This window comes from Micromonospora sp. NPDC048063 (genome assembly GCF_043202855.1).
In the GTDB taxonomy this organism is placed as follows: domain Bacteria; phylum Actinomycetota; class Actinomycetes; order Mycobacteriales; family Micromonosporaceae; genus Micromonospora.
Window position 1 is genome coordinate 26,351 of sequence record NZ_JBIDBG010000004.1, and the last position, 15,138, is coordinate 41,488.

Consider the following 15,138-nt stretch of genomic DNA (forward strand, 5'->3'; position numbering starts at 1 on the left):
GCTTCCGCGCGAAGTTACCGACGGGTTAACGTTGGCTCCATGCCGACTGAGTCGTCCCGCGACGCCGTCATCGTCGCCACCGCCCGCTCCCCCATCGGCCGGGCGCACAAGGGGTCCCTGCGCGACGTCCGCCCGGACGACCTCGCCGCGACCATCGTGCGGGCCGCCCTGGACAAGGTCCCCCAGCTCGACCCGACCGAGATCGACGACCTCTACCTGGGCTGCGGCCTGCCCGGCGGCGAGCAGGGCTTCAACATGGCCCGGGTCGTCGCCACCCTGATGGGCCTGGACACCCTGCCCGGCGCGACCCTCACCCGCTACTGCGCGTCCTCGCTGCAGACCACCCGGATGGCGATGCACGCGATCCGGGCCGGCGAGGGCGACGTCTTCATCTCCGCCGGCGTGGAGACCGTCTCCCGGTACGCCCGCGGCAACTCCGACGGCCTCCCGCCCGAGGCGCAGGCGCTGGTCGGCGGCGGCTGGGAGAACCCGCGCTTCGCGGCGGCGGCCGAGCGCTCGAAGGCCCGCGCCCAGGGCGGCGCGCCGGTCTGGACCGACCCGCGCGAGGCGGGCGAGCTGCCGGACATCTACCTGACCATGGGGCAGACCGCCGAGAACCTGGCCCAGGTCCACGACGTGACCCGCGCCGACATGGACGAGTTCGGCGTACGCAGCCAGAACCTCGCCGAGAAGGCCATCGCCGACGGCTTCTGGGCCCGGGAGATCACCCCGGTCACCACGCCGGACGGCACGGTGGTCGGCACCGACGACGGCCCCCGGCCCGGGGTCACCCTGGAGGCGGTCTCCGGCCTGAAGCCGGTGTTCCGCTCGGACGGCCGGATCACCGCCGGCAACTGCTGCCCGCTCAACGACGGCGCGGCCGCCGTGGTGGTCATGAGCGCCCAGAAGGCGAAGGACCTCGGGATCACCCCGCTGGCCCGGATCGTCTCCACCGGCGTGACCGCCCTGTCGCCGGAGATCATGGGCCTCGGCCCGGTCGAGGCCACCCGGCAGGCACTCGAGCGGGCCGGCATGACCATCGACGACGTCGACCTGGTGGAGATCAACGAGGCGTTCGCCGCCCAGGTGATCCCCTCGTACCGCCAGCTCGACATCCCGCTGGAGAAGCTGAACGTGATGGGCGGCGCCATCGCCGTCGGGCACCCGTTCGGCATGACCGGCGCGCGGATCACCGGCACCCTGCTCAACGCCCTCGACTGGCACGACAGGACCATCGGCCTGGAGACCATGTGCGTCGGCGGCGGCCAGGGCATGGCCATGGTGATCGAGCGCCTGAGCTGACCCCGGAGCCCGGCCCGCCCCGGCGGGCCGGGACCGGGAGGAGAACGCCTAGAGCGCTTCGCGGGTCGCCGTCACCTCGGCGGCGGCCCGCGCCAGCGCCCGGGGCGGCGGGGCCGCGGCGACCAGGTCGGCGGCCACCACCCGGAGCTGGTCGGGCAGCGCGAGGTCGTTGTCGAGCCGGGGCACCACCCGCCGGGGCTCGCCCGCGGCGTCGGCGGCCAGGTTGGCGACCTCCTGCACCAGCCGGTGCACCAGGTCGGCACGCGACACGTTGCCGCCGGCGGCCGTGGCCGACCAGCGCGGCTGCTGCCAGTGCCCGACCTGACGGACCAGCAGGTCCACCGCCCGGCTCAGCTCCCCTGCGCTCACCGCCCGAGTCTACGGACCCACCCTGCCGGGCGCGGGCGGGCGGGTGGAGGCCGGGTCAGCGGCGCAGGTAGCCGAGCAGGCGCAGGAACTGCCAGTAGAGGAAGACCAGGCCGGTCAGCAGGCCGAACGCGCAGAGCCAGGCGTAGCGGCGGGGCAGGCCGTCGCGTACCGAGCGCTCGACCAGGTCGAAGTCGAGGACGAAGCTGAACGCGCCGGCGACGATCGCCACCACCGAGAAGGCGTACGGCAACCAGCCGACCTCGCCGGTCAGTCCGTAGACCGCCAGCCCCTGCCGGCCGGAGACCAGGTACGCCAGCAGGTTGACCACGCTGAGCACGACGATCCCGAACAGCGTGCCGACGACCAGCCGGGCCAGCCGAGGCGTGGCCCGGACGAGGCGGGCCCGGTAGAGCAGCGCCATGCCGAGGAGGACCCCGAAGGTGCCCGTGACCGCCTGGACGACGACGCCCGGGTGGACCAACTCGAAGGCCCGGCTGGCCACCCCGAGCAGCAGCCCCTGGAGCAGGGCGTAGCCGACCATCGGCACCGGGTTGGTGATGCCGCGCCAGGAGATGACCACGACCAGCGCGATCCCGGCCAGCGCGGTGCCGGCCAGCGCGGCGGGGAGCCACGCCGCCGGCGGCACGAGCACCCAGGCCGCGGCGCCGGTGGCCCCGGTGAGCAGCAGCAGCCCGACCGTACGGGCCACGACGTCGTCGACGGTCATCGCCTCCGGGTCGCCGGCGCCCAGCACCCGGCTCTGCACCCGGACGGTCTCGTCGAACCGGGTGAGCACCGGGTTGCTGCTGCGCACGTCGCCTCCCTGCTCGGCGTACCCCCACGCAGTCACTCTGCCCCCGGCGGCCGGGCGGCGGCGCGAAACGCCGGGACCGGCGCGGATGCGGAAACGACGGCGCCCGCCCCCGCGGCAGCGGGGACGGGCTCCGGTCGGTCGCGGACGACGGTCAGTCGTCGCCCTGGAAGTAGCTCAGCAGGCGCAGGATCTCGATGTAGAGCCAGACCAGGCTCACCAGGATGCCGAAGGCGGCGACCCAGGAGTAGCGCTGCGGCAGGCCCATCCGGACGCCGTCCTCGATCTCCTTGAAGCTGAGCACGAAGCTCAGCGAGGCGACCACGATGCAGACCAGGCTGAAGCCGATCGCCAGCGGGCTGCCGTCACGCAGGCCGGTGTTGATGTCGAAGAGCGCGAGCACGAGGTTGATCATCATGACGGCGAAGAGGCCCGCCATCACGGCGATCATGCCCTTGACGAACTTCGGGGTCGCCCGGATGACCTTCGCCTTGTAGAGCATCGCCATCACGAAGAAGACGCCGAAGGTGGCGGTCACCGCCTGGAGCACGATGCCGTCGTAGAGCGAGTCGAAGAACTTGCTCACCATGCCGACGAAGACGCCCTCGACGACGGCGTACGCGACCACCAGCGCCGGGTTCGCCATCCGGGAGAACGAGATGATCAGGCCGAGCACCAGGCCGACCACCGCCGCGCCGATCCAGGCGGCACCGAGCAGGGCGTCCGGCACCAGCACCCAGGCGGCCGCGGCGGAGACGCCGAGGATGCCGAGGAGGGTGACGGTCTTGACCACCACGTCGTCGACCGACATGGTGTTGACGGCCGGCGGAGCCGCCGGGTAGCCGGCCTCCGTCGGGTACTGCTGGGGGTAGCCGGGCTGTCCATAGGGCCCGGTCGGGGCGTACCCGGCGGAACGCTCCCGCTCGGCCGCCTGGCCGAGCCGGGCGAGCACCGGGTTCGAAGTCTTCACTGTCAGGCCTCCCTCAGGGGGTCGTTGCACGTGAACGTGCCCCTCAAGAGTAAACGCCCAGGGCAGCCGCGTGGTGATCGCCAAGCTGAGCGGATGCTGAGAGTGGTGGGGTGCCCGGGGCGGGGGTCGAACCCGCACGCCTTGCGGCAGCCGCTTTTAAGGCGGCCGTGTCTGCCGTTCCACCACCCGGGCGGGTGACACCGGGCGCGTCGACACGCCTGGTGCAGTGTCACGGTAGCCGGTCGGCGGCGACCCGGCGTACCCCGACGCCCGGGTCGCACTAGGGTCGAGGCCGTGAGCAGCGCAGCCCCCACGGCCCCCGACGCCGCCCCTGACCAGGCCGTCCTCGCCGCCGACCGGCTGCCGCGCCGGCTCTCGCCGGCCCGCCTGCTGACGACGGTCTCCCGGCACCGGGCGGGCGTCACGGTCGGGCTCCTCTTCGTCGCGCTGGCCGGCTGGCTCACCCACGGGCTCTGGCCCGACCCGACGACCCGGGTCCTCGCGCTGAACCCGGCGGACCAGGCCCTCTACGAGTGGTTCCTCGCCGTCGACGCGCGGGCGCTGCTCGGCGACTTCGACCTGCTCACCGACCGGCTCAACGCGCCGGACGGGGTGAACTTGATGACCAACACCACGGTCATCGCGCTGGGGATCCTCCTCGCCCCGGTCACCCTGCTGCTCGGGGCACCGGTCACCTTCGCGCTGCTGGCGCTGGCGAACCTGGCCGGCACCGCCGTCGCCTGGTATCTGCTCTTCACCCGGACGCTGGGCGCCCACCGGGTCGCCGCCGCGCTGGGCGCCGCCCTCTGCGGCTTCGGCCCGGGCATGGTCTCGCAGACCAACAGCCACCTGCACATGACCGCCCAGTGGCTGGTCCCGGTGATCGTCTGGCTGGTGGTCCGGCTGCTGCGCGCCGCCGACCCCGCCGGCCGGGTCACCACCGACGGGCCGGACCGCCGGCGGGTCGTCAGCTCGGCCGTCGGCCTGGCGGCGGCGGTCACGGCGCAGGTCTTCATCGGCGAGGAGGTGCTCTTCCTCTGCGCGCTGACGCTGCTGGTGATGGCGGTCACGTACGCCGTGACGGACCGTGGCCTGGCCCGCCGCGCCCTGCCCGGCTTCGCCGGCGGGATGGTGCTCGCCGCCGGGCTGGCCCTGCTCGTGCTGGCCTGGCCGCTGTGGTTCCAGTTCGCCGGGCCGCAGGGCGTCGCGGACGGCATGTTCAGCCCGCACTACTTCTCGGCTGACCTGCGCAGCTGGTGGACGGTGTCGCCGCTGTCGGTGGTCGGCAGCGACGGAGCCGCCCGGCTGACCACCGGCCCGGCCGAGTACAACACCTTCCTCGGGTGGCCCCTGCTGCTGGTCACCACCGCCTGCGCGGTCTGGCTGGGTCGCCGCCCGCTGGCCGTCGCGTGCGTGGTCGGGGCGCTGGCGATGGGGGCGCTGTCGCTCGGCCCCCGGGTGGTGCTCGACGGTGAGCGCACCGCCGTGCCGGGGCCGTACACACTGCTCTCCGGGCTGCCCGTGGTGGACGGCGCGCTGCCGATGCGGTTCGCCCTCGCGACGCTCCCGCTGATCGCCACGCTGCTGGTGCTCGCGGCCGACCGGGCGCTGCGCGGCGCGGGCCGGGCCCGGCGGCTGGTCCCGGCGGCGGTCGGCGTGGCGCTGCTGCCGCTGCTGCCCGCCCCGCTGCCCACCGCCGAGCGCCCGCCGGTGCCGGAGTTCGTCACGGCCGGCCACTGGCGGCAGTGCGTCGAGCCGGGCGGGGTGCTGGTGCCGGTGCCGCTCGCCACGCCGCAGGAGCCGTGGCCGATGCGCTGGGCCACCGCCGCCGACGCCGCGTTCGGCATGCCGGAGGGCTTCTTCATCGGCCCGTACGGCCGGGGCGGCACGGCGGCTATGGGCACCTACAAGCTGCCCACGTCCGCCCTGCTGACGGAGGTCGCCAGACGCGGCGGGCAGCCGGTGATCGGGGACCAACAGCGGCGGCAGGCCGCGAAGGACGCCGACTTCTGGGGTGCCTCCTGCGTCGCGCTGGCGGTCGACACCCCGCACGCCGACAGCCTGCGCGGCACGCTGGAGCAGCTCTACGGGCCGTCGACCCGGATCGCCGACGCCTGGATCTGGCGGGTCTGACCGGCGCCCGCCCGCCCGCCGCGGCGCGGCGTGAACCCGCCCACACAGGCCGCAGGCCCCTCCGCTCGAGCGGAGGGGCCTGCGGTGGTGCTCGGTCAGGACCGGCTGGCACCGGCGGGCTGGGACGCCTCGGCGAACTCCTCGCGCGGGTCGTGCAGCTGGCCCAAGGCGACCACCTCGCGCTTGAGGAAGAACGCCAGGGACCAGTCGACCACCACCCGGACCTTCCGGTTGAACGACGGGATCCGGCTCATGTGGTACGTCCGGTGCATGAACCAGGCCGGCCAGCCGGTCATCTTGATCCCGTACACCTGGGCGACGCCCTTGTGCAGGCCGAGGCTGGCCACGCTGCCGGCGTGCTTGTGCTTGTACTCCACCGGCTCCCGGCCGCGCACCACGTTGGCGATGTTGTCGGCCATCCGGGCGGCCTGGCGGACCGCGTGCTGGGCGCTCGGCGAGCAGTAGTTGCCCGGCTCCTTGGTCAGGTCCGGCACCGCCGCGCAGTCACCGGCGCTCCAGGCGCCCTCGACCGCCCGGTCGCCGTCGACGATCTGGAGGGTCGGCAGGCAGGTGACCCGGCGCCGCTCGTCGCGGGGGAAGTCCGTCGCGTCCAGCATCGGCGACGGCTTGACGCCGGCCGTCCAGACGATGGTGTCGGAGCGGAAGCTGTCGCCGTCGGAGAGCTTCACCACCCCGTCGACGCAGGACTCCAGGCGGGTGTCCAGCCGGATGTCCATGTTCCGCTTGAGCAGCTGCTGGACCGTGTAGGCGCCCATGTCCCGGTCGACCTCCGGCAGCACCCGCTGGGTCGCCTCGACCAGCACCCAGCGCATGTCCTCCGGCTTGAGCTCCGGGTAGTACCTCAGCGCGTCCCGGGCCATGTCCTCCATCTCGGCGAGCGCCTCGATGCCGGCATAGCCGCCGCCGACGAAGGTGAAGGTCAGCGCGGACCGGCGGACCTCCGGGTCCGGCGTGACGGCGGCCACGTCGAGCCGGTCCAGCACGTGGTTGCGCAGGTAGATGGCCTCACCGATGGTCTTGAAGCCGATGCCGTGCTCGTGCAGGCCGGGGATCGGCAGCGTCCGCGAGACCGAGCCGGGGGCGACGACGACGTGGTCGTACGGGATCTCCCGGGTCGGGCCGCTGATCGGCTGCACGACGGCGGTCTTGCGGTCGTGGTCGATCCGCGTCACGGCGCCCGCCACCACCTTGCACCGCCGCAACTCGCGTCGCAGCGGCACCACGGAGTGCCGGGGCGAGATGTTGCCGGCCGCGGCCTCGGGCAGGAAGGGCTGGTAGGTCATGTGGGGCTGAGGGTCCACCACGATGACCTCAGCCTCACGGGAGCTGAGCTTCTTCGACAGGCGCAGGGCCGCGTAGAGACCGACGTGCCCGGCACCCACCACAAGGATCCGCTTCGGATTCACGTCATCTATCTTTCCCGGCGCGGCCCGGCTAATCCCGATCGCGCCCCTCTTCTGTGACGGAGCACAACCCCTGTGACCTGCGCAACTGCTGTTACCGGCAGGTTAACGGCGGCGCAGCAGCCACCCCAGCAACGCTGTCAACGCTATCGCCGCCAGTAGTCCGGCCGCGGTCGCGAGTTGGGATCCGGCGCCGTCGCCGAGGCCGCCGATCTCCACGAGAAGCACGCCGAGCACGAAGGTGCCCAGCAGCACCGCGCCGGCCCGCGCGAGCCAACGCACGATCACGTCCGGGTCGACCACCGCGTCGTACGGCAGGACGGCGGCCAGCGCGCAGAGGGTGTGCGTGAGGTAGAGCACGGCCGCCACGGCGAGCAGCCGCCAGAGCGCGATGGGCCGGCCGTACCCGTCGGTGGCGACCAGCCAGCCGCCGACCGTGACCAGCGCGGCGAAGGTCGGCCAGACCCGGCGCGGCCCGAGCGCCGGCAGCAGCGCCACCACGACCAGGGCGAGCAGCGGCTGGCCGAGGAGCACCTGCGACGGGTAGGCCACCACCAGCCCGACCAGCGTGGTGAGGAAGATGCCGGCGCGGACCAGCAGCGGCGTCAGGCTGACCCGGGCGGCGGCGTACCGCACCGCCCGGACCCGCTCGACCGGATTCATCGGGCCCCCACCCTCGGGGCGGTGGCCAGCCGCGCCACGTCCCGCAGCACCTGGTCGAGGCTGCCCGCGCCGGCCCAGCGCACCACCGGCACGCCGTGCTCCCGCAACTGCCCGATCATGGTGTCCCGGTCCAGCCGCCACAGCCGGTACGCCACCTCGGCCCAGCCCCGGTCCTTGGGCGGGGCGAGATCCGCCGGCAGGGTGTCCACCGCGACGACGAACCGCCCCGAGCGGGCCAGCCGGGCCAGCATCTGCGCCGACCGCTCGTCCAGCAGCGGGGTGAGGACCACCACCAGCGCGTCCGCGGAGAGCAACTGCGGCCCGAAGACCTGGTCGTACGGCTCGTGCGGGGAGGACTCGGCGCGCACGTCGAGCAGCCACTCCAGGACGGTCAGGTACTGCCGGCGGCCGGTGGCCGGGCGCAGCCGGCGGGCGGCCGGGCCGTACTCCAGCATCGACACCCGGTCGCCGCGGTGCAGGTAGTGCTCGGCGATCGCGGCGGCGGCCCGGACCGTGGTGTCCAGCACGGAGGCGGCGCCGGACACGCCACCGGAGCGGCCCGCCTCGGCGAGCACGTCGAGCAGCACCACCACCTCGGCGTCCCGGTCGGAGAGGGTGGCCGCGACGTGCAGTTGCCGGGCGCGCAGCGACACGCGCCAGTCGATCCGGCGCAGCCGGTCGCCCGGGGCGAAGACCCGCACGCCGGCCAGTTCCCCGCCCTCGCCGGGCCGGCGCGAGTGGTGCGCCCCGACCAGGCCGGCGGCCCGGGGCATCGCCTCGACCGCGTCGAACGGCTCGGTCCTCGGGTAGACCCGGACCCGGGCCGGCTCGGTGACCACCGCGCGGGAGACCAGCAGGCCCTGCGCGGCGGCGACCCGGGCGCCGGCCGGGCCGACCGGGTGCCTGCCCCAGCGCAGCGCCGTGCCGGCCAGTTCCAGGTCGACGGCCGCGTCGGTCGGGACGGCGGTCACGAAGGGCCGGTCGGCGACGGACGGGACGACGGCCGAGGGGGCGCCGGGCGCGGCCACCGCCCCGGCGATCGTGGCCCGCTCCACCCGCAGCCACGGCGAGACCCGGCTGCGGACCACCGCCACGTCGTAGTCGAGCACGTCCGGGTTGCCGACGCTGACCGTGCCGGTCAGCTCGCCGCCCTCGACCAGGTGCCCCTCGTCGGCGGAGATCCAGACCTGCGGCAGGGCGGCCGGGCGGCGGCGCAGCGCGTACGCGGTGCCGATCGCGAACGGGGCGGCCAGCACGATCAGGTCGACCCGGCCGAGCAGCACCCCCGCGATCAGCAGCAGGCCGGTGAGCAGCACCGCCCGGCCGAGCGCCCAGGTGGGCACCCAGCCGGTCGCGGGCTGCGGCCCCTGCTCCGGCGACTCGGTGCGGGGCGGCACGGCGGGCGCGACCATCAGTGCCCGGGCCGGCCGGCGGCGTAGCTGGGCAGCGCCCCGCTGGCCGGCGCCGGGGTCGCCTCCAGCACCTCGCCGACCACGAAGGACGGGTCGACGCGGCGCAGCCACATCTCCGGCCGCAGCGTGATCCGGTGCGCCAGCGCGGGCGCCGCGACCTCCTTGACGTCCTCCGGCACCACGTAGTCGCGGCCGGCCATCACGGCCCGCACCCGGGCCAGCAGCAGCAGCGCCAGCGAGCCGCGCGGCGAGGCGCCCACCAGCACCGACGGGTGCTCCCGGGTGGCGGCGGTCAGCGCGACGATGTAGCGACCGACGGAGTCCTCGACCACCACGTCCTCCAGCGCGGCCTGCATGGCGCGCAGGGTGGCCGCGTCGACCACGGGCTTGATGTCCGCCTCCTCGCGGCGGCGGGCCATCCGCCGGCGCAGCACCTCCCACTCCTCCTCGTGCTCGGGGTAGCCGAAGGAGACCCGCAGGAGGAACCGGTCGAGCTGCGCCTCGGGCAGCGGGTAGGTGCCCTCGTACTCGATGGGGTTGGCGGTGGCCAGCACGTGGAACGGCTCGTCCAGCCGGTAGGTGACGCCCTCGACCGAGACCTGCTTCTCCTGCATCGCCTCCAGCAGGGCCGACTGGGTCTTCGGCGGGGTCCGGTTGATCTCGTCGGCGAGGAGCAGGTTGGTGAAGACCGGGCCGGCCCGGAACGCGAAGTCGCCGCTGCGCTGGTCGTAGAGGAACGAGCCGGTGACGTCGGCCGGCAGCAGGTCGGGGGTGAACTGGAGCCGGCGGAAGTCCAGCCCGAGCGCCTGCGCGAAGGAGCGCGCCGTCAGCGTCTTGCCCAGGCCCGGCAGGTCCTCCAGCAGCACGTGCCCGCCGGCCAGGATGCCAGCGAGGACCAGCTCCAGCGCGTCCCGCTTGCCGACCACGACCTGACCGACCGCATCCAGCACCGACCGGGCGAGGTGGCCGACCTCCGCGGCGGGCATGCTGCGGTCCACGTCGTTCATATCTTCTCCAGTTCGGCGACGATCGCCGCGAGGTCGCGCGGCGACGGGGGGCGGCGGGAGGGCGTGCTGAGAAAGGTCCAGAGCCGGTCGCCCAGCAGGGCGCGGGCGCGGGCCGGGTCCGACTCGCGGGTCAGGCCGTGACGCTGGCGCAGCCGCTCGTCGGCCAGTTCGCCGAGCCGCGGCAGGACCCGCTCGGCGAACCGCTCCCGGCTGCTCCCGCACCAGTCCAGCGGGCGCTCCCAGCCGTTGATCGCGGTGCGCAGCGCGTCCCGGGCACCCCAGTTCCACGTGCCGTCGTCGTCGCCGGCCGGGCCCCGGGCACCGGCCCGGGACGGGGGCGGGGGCGCGAGGGCGGCGACGACCCGGCGCACCGCGAACAGCGCGACCACCCCGGCGACCAGGACCAGCAGGGAGACCCGGAGCCCCACCACGCGCAGGCCGGCGACCAGCACGACCACGACCGCCGCGATGCCGGCCAGGGCGCGGAACACCCGGCCGACCCGCCCGCCCCGGGACCGGCCGGCAGGCCCCGGCCGCTCCTCCTCGAAGCTCAGCAGGTCGTCGATGCTGGTGCTGCTCACCGCGCCACCTCATCACGCCGGGCGCACGCCCGCCACGACCCGGTCACGTCGGCACCCCGGCGTCGCCGGCGACCACGGCGGTCAGCTCGGCGCGGAGCCGGCGCAGCGCCGCACGGGCCTGGTCGCGGGTGCGCTCGTCGACGGGCCGGGTGGCGTACCGGGCCTCGCGGTAGACGTGCGCGAACTCGGCCAGCACGTCGGCGCTGACGATCGCCGGCACCCCCGCCGACGGGTCGCCCCGCAGCAGGCGGGTGACCAGGTCGGTGGGGGTGTCCCCGGCCAGCCGGGGCACACCGGCGCCGGCCGCGGCCTCTTCGAGGCGTACCCAGCAGGCGATGACCGCGGCGCGCGGGTCGGCGTCCGCGTCGTCCAGCTCCACCAGGCCGGCGTCGAGGGCGGCGGCCACCTCGAGGGCGGTGCCCTCGGCCGTACGCCGGTTCCGCTGCCGCGGCAGCGCCCGGGTGGTGTGGCGCATCGCGCCCCGGACCAGCGTCCAGGCGAGGTAGCCGAACGCGGCGAGCAGGGCCGACCCCAGCAGCACGAGGGCGACCGTGCCGAGCCACGGCGGGATGCTCGCCTGGGTGTCCTCGCCGGCACCCCGGGGATCGACGGGGATCGACGCGGCCGGCTCGGCGGTCGGGTATTCCGGCACGTAGGGGAGGTTGTCGGCGGCGGGCGGAATCCGGCTGGCGCCGATCGACGAGTGGGCGGACGCCAACGCGGCGACGGCGAGCAGGACGCCGACCGCGGCGACCGGCCACCACCTGCGTAGCACGCTCAGATCCATCCGGGGTTACCTCCGGGCCGCCGGGGGGTGCGTCGCGGGCCGACGCGTTCCGTCCGTCATCGCCACCGCCCCCGCGTGCCTCAGTCCACCCCGGCCAACTGCTTCGCCCGGGCGAACACGTCGTCCAGCATCCCTGGTGTCAGCCGTCCGGTGAAGGTGTTCTGCTGGCTGACGTGGTAGCAGCCCAGCAGCTCCGGTGCGGCCGTGCCGGACCAGTGTGCCCCATGACCGAACGCCGGTCGCGGGGCGGGCGGGCGCTGGCCGTACACCTGACGCAGCACCGGCCACCACGCGGACCAGGCGAAGGCGCCCAGCGCGACCACGACGCGCAGGGTGGGCCGGATCAGCGCGACCTCGCGGTGCAGCCACGGTGCGCAGGTGTCCCGCTCGCCCGGGGTGGGCTTGTTGTCCGGCGGCGCGCAGCGCACGGCGGCGAAGATGCGGGTGTCCCGCAGGGACAAACCGTCGTCGGCGGCGACGCTCGTCGGCTGGTTGGCCAGCCCGGCGCGGTGCAGCGCGGCGAAGAGGACGTCGCCGGAGCGGTCGCCGGTGAAGATCCGGCCGGTGCGGTTCCCGCCGTGCGCGGCGGGCGCCAGGCCGAGGATGGCGATGCGCGCGTCGGGGGCGCCGAAGCCGGGCACCGGCCGGCCCCAGTACTCCTGGTCGCGGAAGGCCGCCCGCCGCGTGCGGGCCACCTCCTCGCGCCACTCGACCAGGCGGGGGCAGGCGAAGCAGTCGCTGACGGCGGCGTCGAGGTCGGCGAGGTCGGTCGCCCGCGCGGCGCGGGCGACCACCTCGTCGGGCGTACGCGGCTCAGCCAAGCTTGGCCCGGAAGAGTTCGAGGGTGCGCGCCCAGGCGGTGGCGGCGGCGCGCTGGTCGAAGTTCTCCGGCCGGTCCTCGTTGAAGAAGGCGTGCGCGGTGCCGGGGTAGTCGTAGGTCTGGCAGGTGCCGCCGGCGGTCTCGACGGCGCGGCGGACGGTCTGCACGCCGTCGGCGGCGGAGGTGCCGTCGGCTTCGGAGCAGTGGATGAGGGCGGCCTTGCCCGCGTAGTCGGCCCACTCGGAGCGCATCCCGTCCCAGGGCAGCCGGGGGTAGAAGGCGGCGGTGGCGACGATCCGCTCGGTGCGGCTGGCCGCCCACAGGGCCAGGCTCGCGCCGGCGCAGAAGCCCGCGCAGCCGACCTTGCCGGTGACCTCGGAACGCCCGGCGAGGTAGTCCGCCGCGGCGGCGATGTCCGCCGCCGCCTCGTCCATCTGCGGGCTGTTCAGCATCTGGCGCGGCTCGTCGGGCTTGCTGGCCGGGCCGCCGTGGCGGAAGTCCGGGGCGAGGGCGACGAACCCGGCCTCGGCGAACCGGTCCGCGACGGAGGTGATGTGGGGCACGAGCCCCCACCAGTCCTGGATGACGATGACCGCTGGGCTGGCCGCACCGCCGGACGGTATCGCGAGATACCCCTCGCGCGTACCCCCGTTGCTGGTGAAGCTCACCATTTCGCCCATCGGCCCGTCCTCCTAGCGGTCAGTCATCGTTGGCTGGTCGCCCAGTGGTCCTACGTGCCGGTAGCCTGCCACGCCGTGCGCGCCCCGGGGAAGACGCCGGGACAGTGGCATTCACCTCCCGTTCGCCGGCCGTACGCGGAGACGCCGACGGCGGCGCGGACCGTCGTCCGCGCCGCCGTCGGCGGTGCCGTGGGGCCGGTCAGGCCTTCTTGGTCAGGCAGAGCAGGTAGCCCGTCTTGCCCGGCTCGATGCTGTAGAAGACGTAACCGTCCTGGTCTTCCTTGATGTACTGCTCGCACGCCTCGCCGGAGCGGGCCTGCGCCTCGGTCTGCCCGTCGACCCGACCGACCACGTTGTACACGGCGTCGGTGGAGGTGCACTCGACGACCTTCGCGCCGTCGACCTCCTCCTCCTTGGTGCCGGTCACCTCGGGCAGCTCGGCGATGCAGTCGCCGACCTTGGCGTCGGCGGTCTCGTCCTTGTTGAGGAAGTTGCCGATCGCCGAGCCGACGCCGAACTTGAGCCCCGCGACGACCAGGAACGCGACGATCGCGCCCACGATGCCGAGCACCTTCTTGGAGCCGGACTTCTTCGTCTCCGGCCCTGCCGGTGGCGGCGCCTGGACGGCCGACGGGGGCTGCGCGGCGTCCGGCGCGGGGGGCGGTGCGACCTGCTCTGACACGGGTTGTCCTTCCGAGGGGTGGATGAGCAGACGACACCGTAGCGATCGGGTACGACGGCCGCCGCCCCGTCGACCTCATCCGTTCAGCTATTTCCCAGCTTTCCCGGACGCGATCCTGTTCACGTCCGGCTCGGCGCCGGGGTGGCCGGGGCCGCCTCCGTCGCGGGCGGGGCCTCCGTCGCGGTCGGGACCGCGGTAGGTCCGGCCGTCGGGCTGCCCGTCGGGACCGGGCCGGACGGGTCGGCCGACGCGGTGGGCGCCAACGGGGGCAGGCCGGGCGCGGGCCGGGTGGCCGCCGGTGGGCGCGGCGCGAACGGCGCCTCGTCGGGGCAGTACGGGTACGGGCGCAGCAGCGGGTTGCCGACCCCGTTCGGGTCCCGCCCGTCCGGGCAGTGCGGGTAGCCGAGGCGGATCGGGTCGCCGTTCTGGTCGAAGAGCCGGGCGTTCTCCACCAGCCGGCCCTCGCTGTCGTAGACGTAGACGTCCCGGACGTGGGAGTACCGGTCGTCGACCGAGATGTGCTCGTAGCCGAAGTCCCCGGAGCCGACGCGGCCGTTCACGTCGGTCAGGCCGATCAGCCCGAAGACCACCAGCACCGCCGTGCCGGCGTGCAGCAGCCGCCGCTTGGGCCGGGTCAGGCTCGGCGTGTGGTGGCCGAGCCAGATCGAGGCGAGCACGCTGCCGGCGAGCAGCACCAGGCCGGCCAGCGCGCTGCCGTTCAGCTCGGGCAGCACGCCGAACGAGTCACCGGTGGTGGCCACCGTGACGAGCATGGCGGCCAGGTAGCCGCGCAGCACCCACCAGGCCGGCCGGAGCAGCCGGAGGAACTCGCTCGCCGAGGCGTACCCCAGGGGCGGTCCGAGTTGGACGTCCCAGCGCTGCGCCCGCGCGCGGAGCCGGTCCACGGCGGCACCCAGGCGGCGGTCGAGGCGACGGCCGCGGGCGACGGCGCCGACCCCGGCGGCGGCGCGCAGCTCGGCCGCGTACGCCTCGGGCGCGCCGAGCCGCTCGACCAGCGTGCCGTCGGCCTCGACGGCGACCTCGGCGAGGTGTTCCGGCAGGTCCTCGGTCAACTCGTCGCGGTGCGCCGGCGGCAGGTCGGCCAGTGCGGCCCGCACCCGTGCGACGTAGTCCGCGATCTCCTGCTCCGTGACGGTCATGCCGCCATCCCCCGATCGTCGAGCAGTGCGTCCATGGTGGTGGCGAACGAGCGCCAGAGCTTGCCGTAGCGGGTGAGCTGGTCCCGGCCGGCGGCGTTGAGGGAGTAGTACTTGCGGTGCGGGCCGGACTCGCTCGGCACGACGTAGGTGGTCAGCAGGCCGGCGGCGTAGAGCCGGCGCAGCGTGCCGTAGACCGAGGCGTCGCCGACCTCCTCCAGCCCGGCCTCGCGGAGCCTGCGCAGGATGTCGTAACCGTAGCCGTCCTCCTCGCGCAGGACGGCGAGAACCGCGAGGTCCAGCACGCCCTTCAGGAGCTGTGTGGTGTCCACGCTTTGCA

At 74.6% G+C, this 15,138-nt stretch carries 16 protein-coding genes and 1 tRNA gene; 2 read left to right on the plus strand and 15 right to left on the minus strand.

Annotated elements, in window-relative coordinates:
- The first annotated feature begins 39 nt into the window (after positions 1–39).
- On the plus strand, positions 40–1,302 hold the full coding sequence (locus ACGFZ2_RS11805) for an acetyl-CoA C-acetyltransferase (RefSeq protein ID WP_393452622.1): 1,263 nt from the start codon (positions 40–42) through the stop codon (positions 1,300–1,302).
- 48 nt (positions 1,303–1,350) lie between these two features.
- Here ACGFZ2_RS11805 and ACGFZ2_RS11810 read toward each other — a convergent pair whose 3' ends face one another.
- The 4 genes from ACGFZ2_RS11810 to ACGFZ2_RS11825 all read right to left on the minus strand — a co-directional run bounded on the left by ACGFZ2_RS11810 (position 1,351) and on the right by ACGFZ2_RS11825 (position 3,644).
- Complete coding sequence (locus ACGFZ2_RS11810) at positions 1,351–1,671, minus strand: hypothetical protein (protein ID WP_393452625.1); 321 nt, start codon at positions 1,669–1,671, stop codon at positions 1,351–1,353.
- A gap of 55 nt (positions 1,672–1,726) precedes the next feature.
- Complete coding sequence (locus ACGFZ2_RS11815; RefSeq protein ID WP_393452628.1) at positions 1,727–2,485, minus strand: Bax inhibitor-1/YccA family protein; 759 nt, start codon at positions 2,483–2,485, stop codon at positions 1,727–1,729.
- Positions 2,486–2,636: 151 nt separating this feature from the next.
- Positions 2,637–3,452 carry a Bax inhibitor-1/YccA family protein gene (locus tag ACGFZ2_RS11820; RefSeq protein ID WP_393258660.1) on the minus strand — a complete coding sequence of 272 codons (816 nt, stop codon included), beginning with the start codon at positions 3,450–3,452 and terminating at the stop codon, positions 2,637–2,639.
- A gap of 111 nt (positions 3,453–3,563) precedes the next feature.
- A tRNA-Leu gene (locus ACGFZ2_RS11825) sits at positions 3,564–3,644 on the minus strand.
- Positions 3,645–3,746: 102 nt separating this feature from the next.
- Between ACGFZ2_RS11825 and ACGFZ2_RS11830 the strand changes: the two genes are divergently transcribed.
- Positions 3,747–5,585: a hypothetical protein gene (locus ACGFZ2_RS11830; protein WP_393452631.1), complete on the plus strand. Its 1,839-nt coding sequence runs from the start codon at positions 3,747–3,749 to the stop codon at positions 5,583–5,585.
- Positions 5,586–5,680: 95 nt separating this feature from the next.
- On the opposite strand, the gene ACGFZ2_RS11835 is transcribed toward ACGFZ2_RS11830, so the two are convergent.
- The 11 genes from ACGFZ2_RS11835 to ACGFZ2_RS11885 form a co-directional block, all read right to left on the minus strand.
- A complete protein-coding gene (locus ACGFZ2_RS11835; RefSeq protein ID WP_393452634.1) occupies positions 5,681–7,012 on the minus strand; it encodes an NAD(P)/FAD-dependent oxidoreductase in 1,332 nt (443 codons plus the stop codon).
- Positions 7,013–7,114: 102 nt separating this feature from the next.
- Positions 7,115–7,672, minus strand: a complete 558-nt coding sequence (locus ACGFZ2_RS11840; protein WP_393452637.1) for a hypothetical protein — start codon at positions 7,670–7,672, stop codon at positions 7,115–7,117.
- On the minus strand, positions 7,669–9,084 hold the full coding sequence (locus ACGFZ2_RS11845; protein ID WP_393258655.1) for a DUF58 domain-containing protein: 1,416 nt from the start codon (positions 9,082–9,084) through the stop codon (positions 7,669–7,671). The genes ACGFZ2_RS11840 and ACGFZ2_RS11845 overlap by 4 nt, the downstream gene beginning before the upstream one ends.
- Complete coding sequence (locus ACGFZ2_RS11850; RefSeq protein WP_393258654.1) at positions 9,084–10,091, minus strand: AAA family ATPase; 1,008 nt, start codon at positions 10,089–10,091, stop codon at positions 9,084–9,086. Before ACGFZ2_RS11850 ends, ACGFZ2_RS11845 begins: the two co-directional genes overlap by 1 nt.
- Positions 10,088–10,672 carry a hypothetical protein gene (locus ACGFZ2_RS11855; RefSeq protein WP_393452640.1) on the minus strand — a complete coding sequence of 195 codons (585 nt, stop codon included), beginning with the start codon at positions 10,670–10,672 and terminating at the stop codon, positions 10,088–10,090. Before ACGFZ2_RS11855 ends, ACGFZ2_RS11850 begins: the two co-directional genes overlap by 4 nt.
- Positions 10,673–10,715: 43 nt before the next feature.
- Positions 10,716–11,459: a DUF4129 domain-containing protein gene (locus tag ACGFZ2_RS11860; protein ID WP_393452643.1), complete on the minus strand. Its 744-nt coding sequence runs from the start codon at positions 11,457–11,459 to the stop codon at positions 10,716–10,718.
- Between the two features lie 80 nt (positions 11,460–11,539).
- On the minus strand, positions 11,540–12,253 hold the full coding sequence (locus ACGFZ2_RS11865) for a uracil-DNA glycosylase (protein ID WP_393259211.1): 714 nt from the start codon (positions 12,251–12,253) through the stop codon (positions 11,540–11,542).
- A gap of 19 nt (positions 12,254–12,272) precedes the next feature.
- Positions 12,273–12,959 carry a dienelactone hydrolase family protein gene (locus ACGFZ2_RS11870; RefSeq protein ID WP_350703346.1) on the minus strand — a complete coding sequence of 229 codons (687 nt, stop codon included), beginning with the start codon at positions 12,957–12,959 and terminating at the stop codon, positions 12,273–12,275.
- A gap of 199 nt (positions 12,960–13,158) precedes the next feature.
- On the minus strand, positions 13,159–13,641 hold the full coding sequence (locus tag ACGFZ2_RS11875; protein WP_393258648.1) for a hypothetical protein: 483 nt from the start codon (positions 13,639–13,641) through the stop codon (positions 13,159–13,161).
- A gap of 119 nt (positions 13,642–13,760) precedes the next feature.
- The gene (locus ACGFZ2_RS11880; protein ID WP_393258647.1) at positions 13,761–14,801 is read right to left on the minus strand and encodes an HAAS signaling domain-containing protein; all 1,041 of its coding nucleotides are present in this window, start codon (positions 14,799–14,801) and stop codon (positions 13,761–13,763) included.
- On the minus strand, positions 14,798–15,130 hold the full coding sequence (locus ACGFZ2_RS11885; RefSeq protein ID WP_350686966.1) for a PadR family transcriptional regulator: 333 nt from the start codon (positions 15,128–15,130) through the stop codon (positions 14,798–14,800). Before ACGFZ2_RS11885 ends, ACGFZ2_RS11880 begins: the two co-directional genes overlap by 4 nt.
- Between the last annotated feature and the right edge of the window lie 8 nt (positions 15,131–15,138).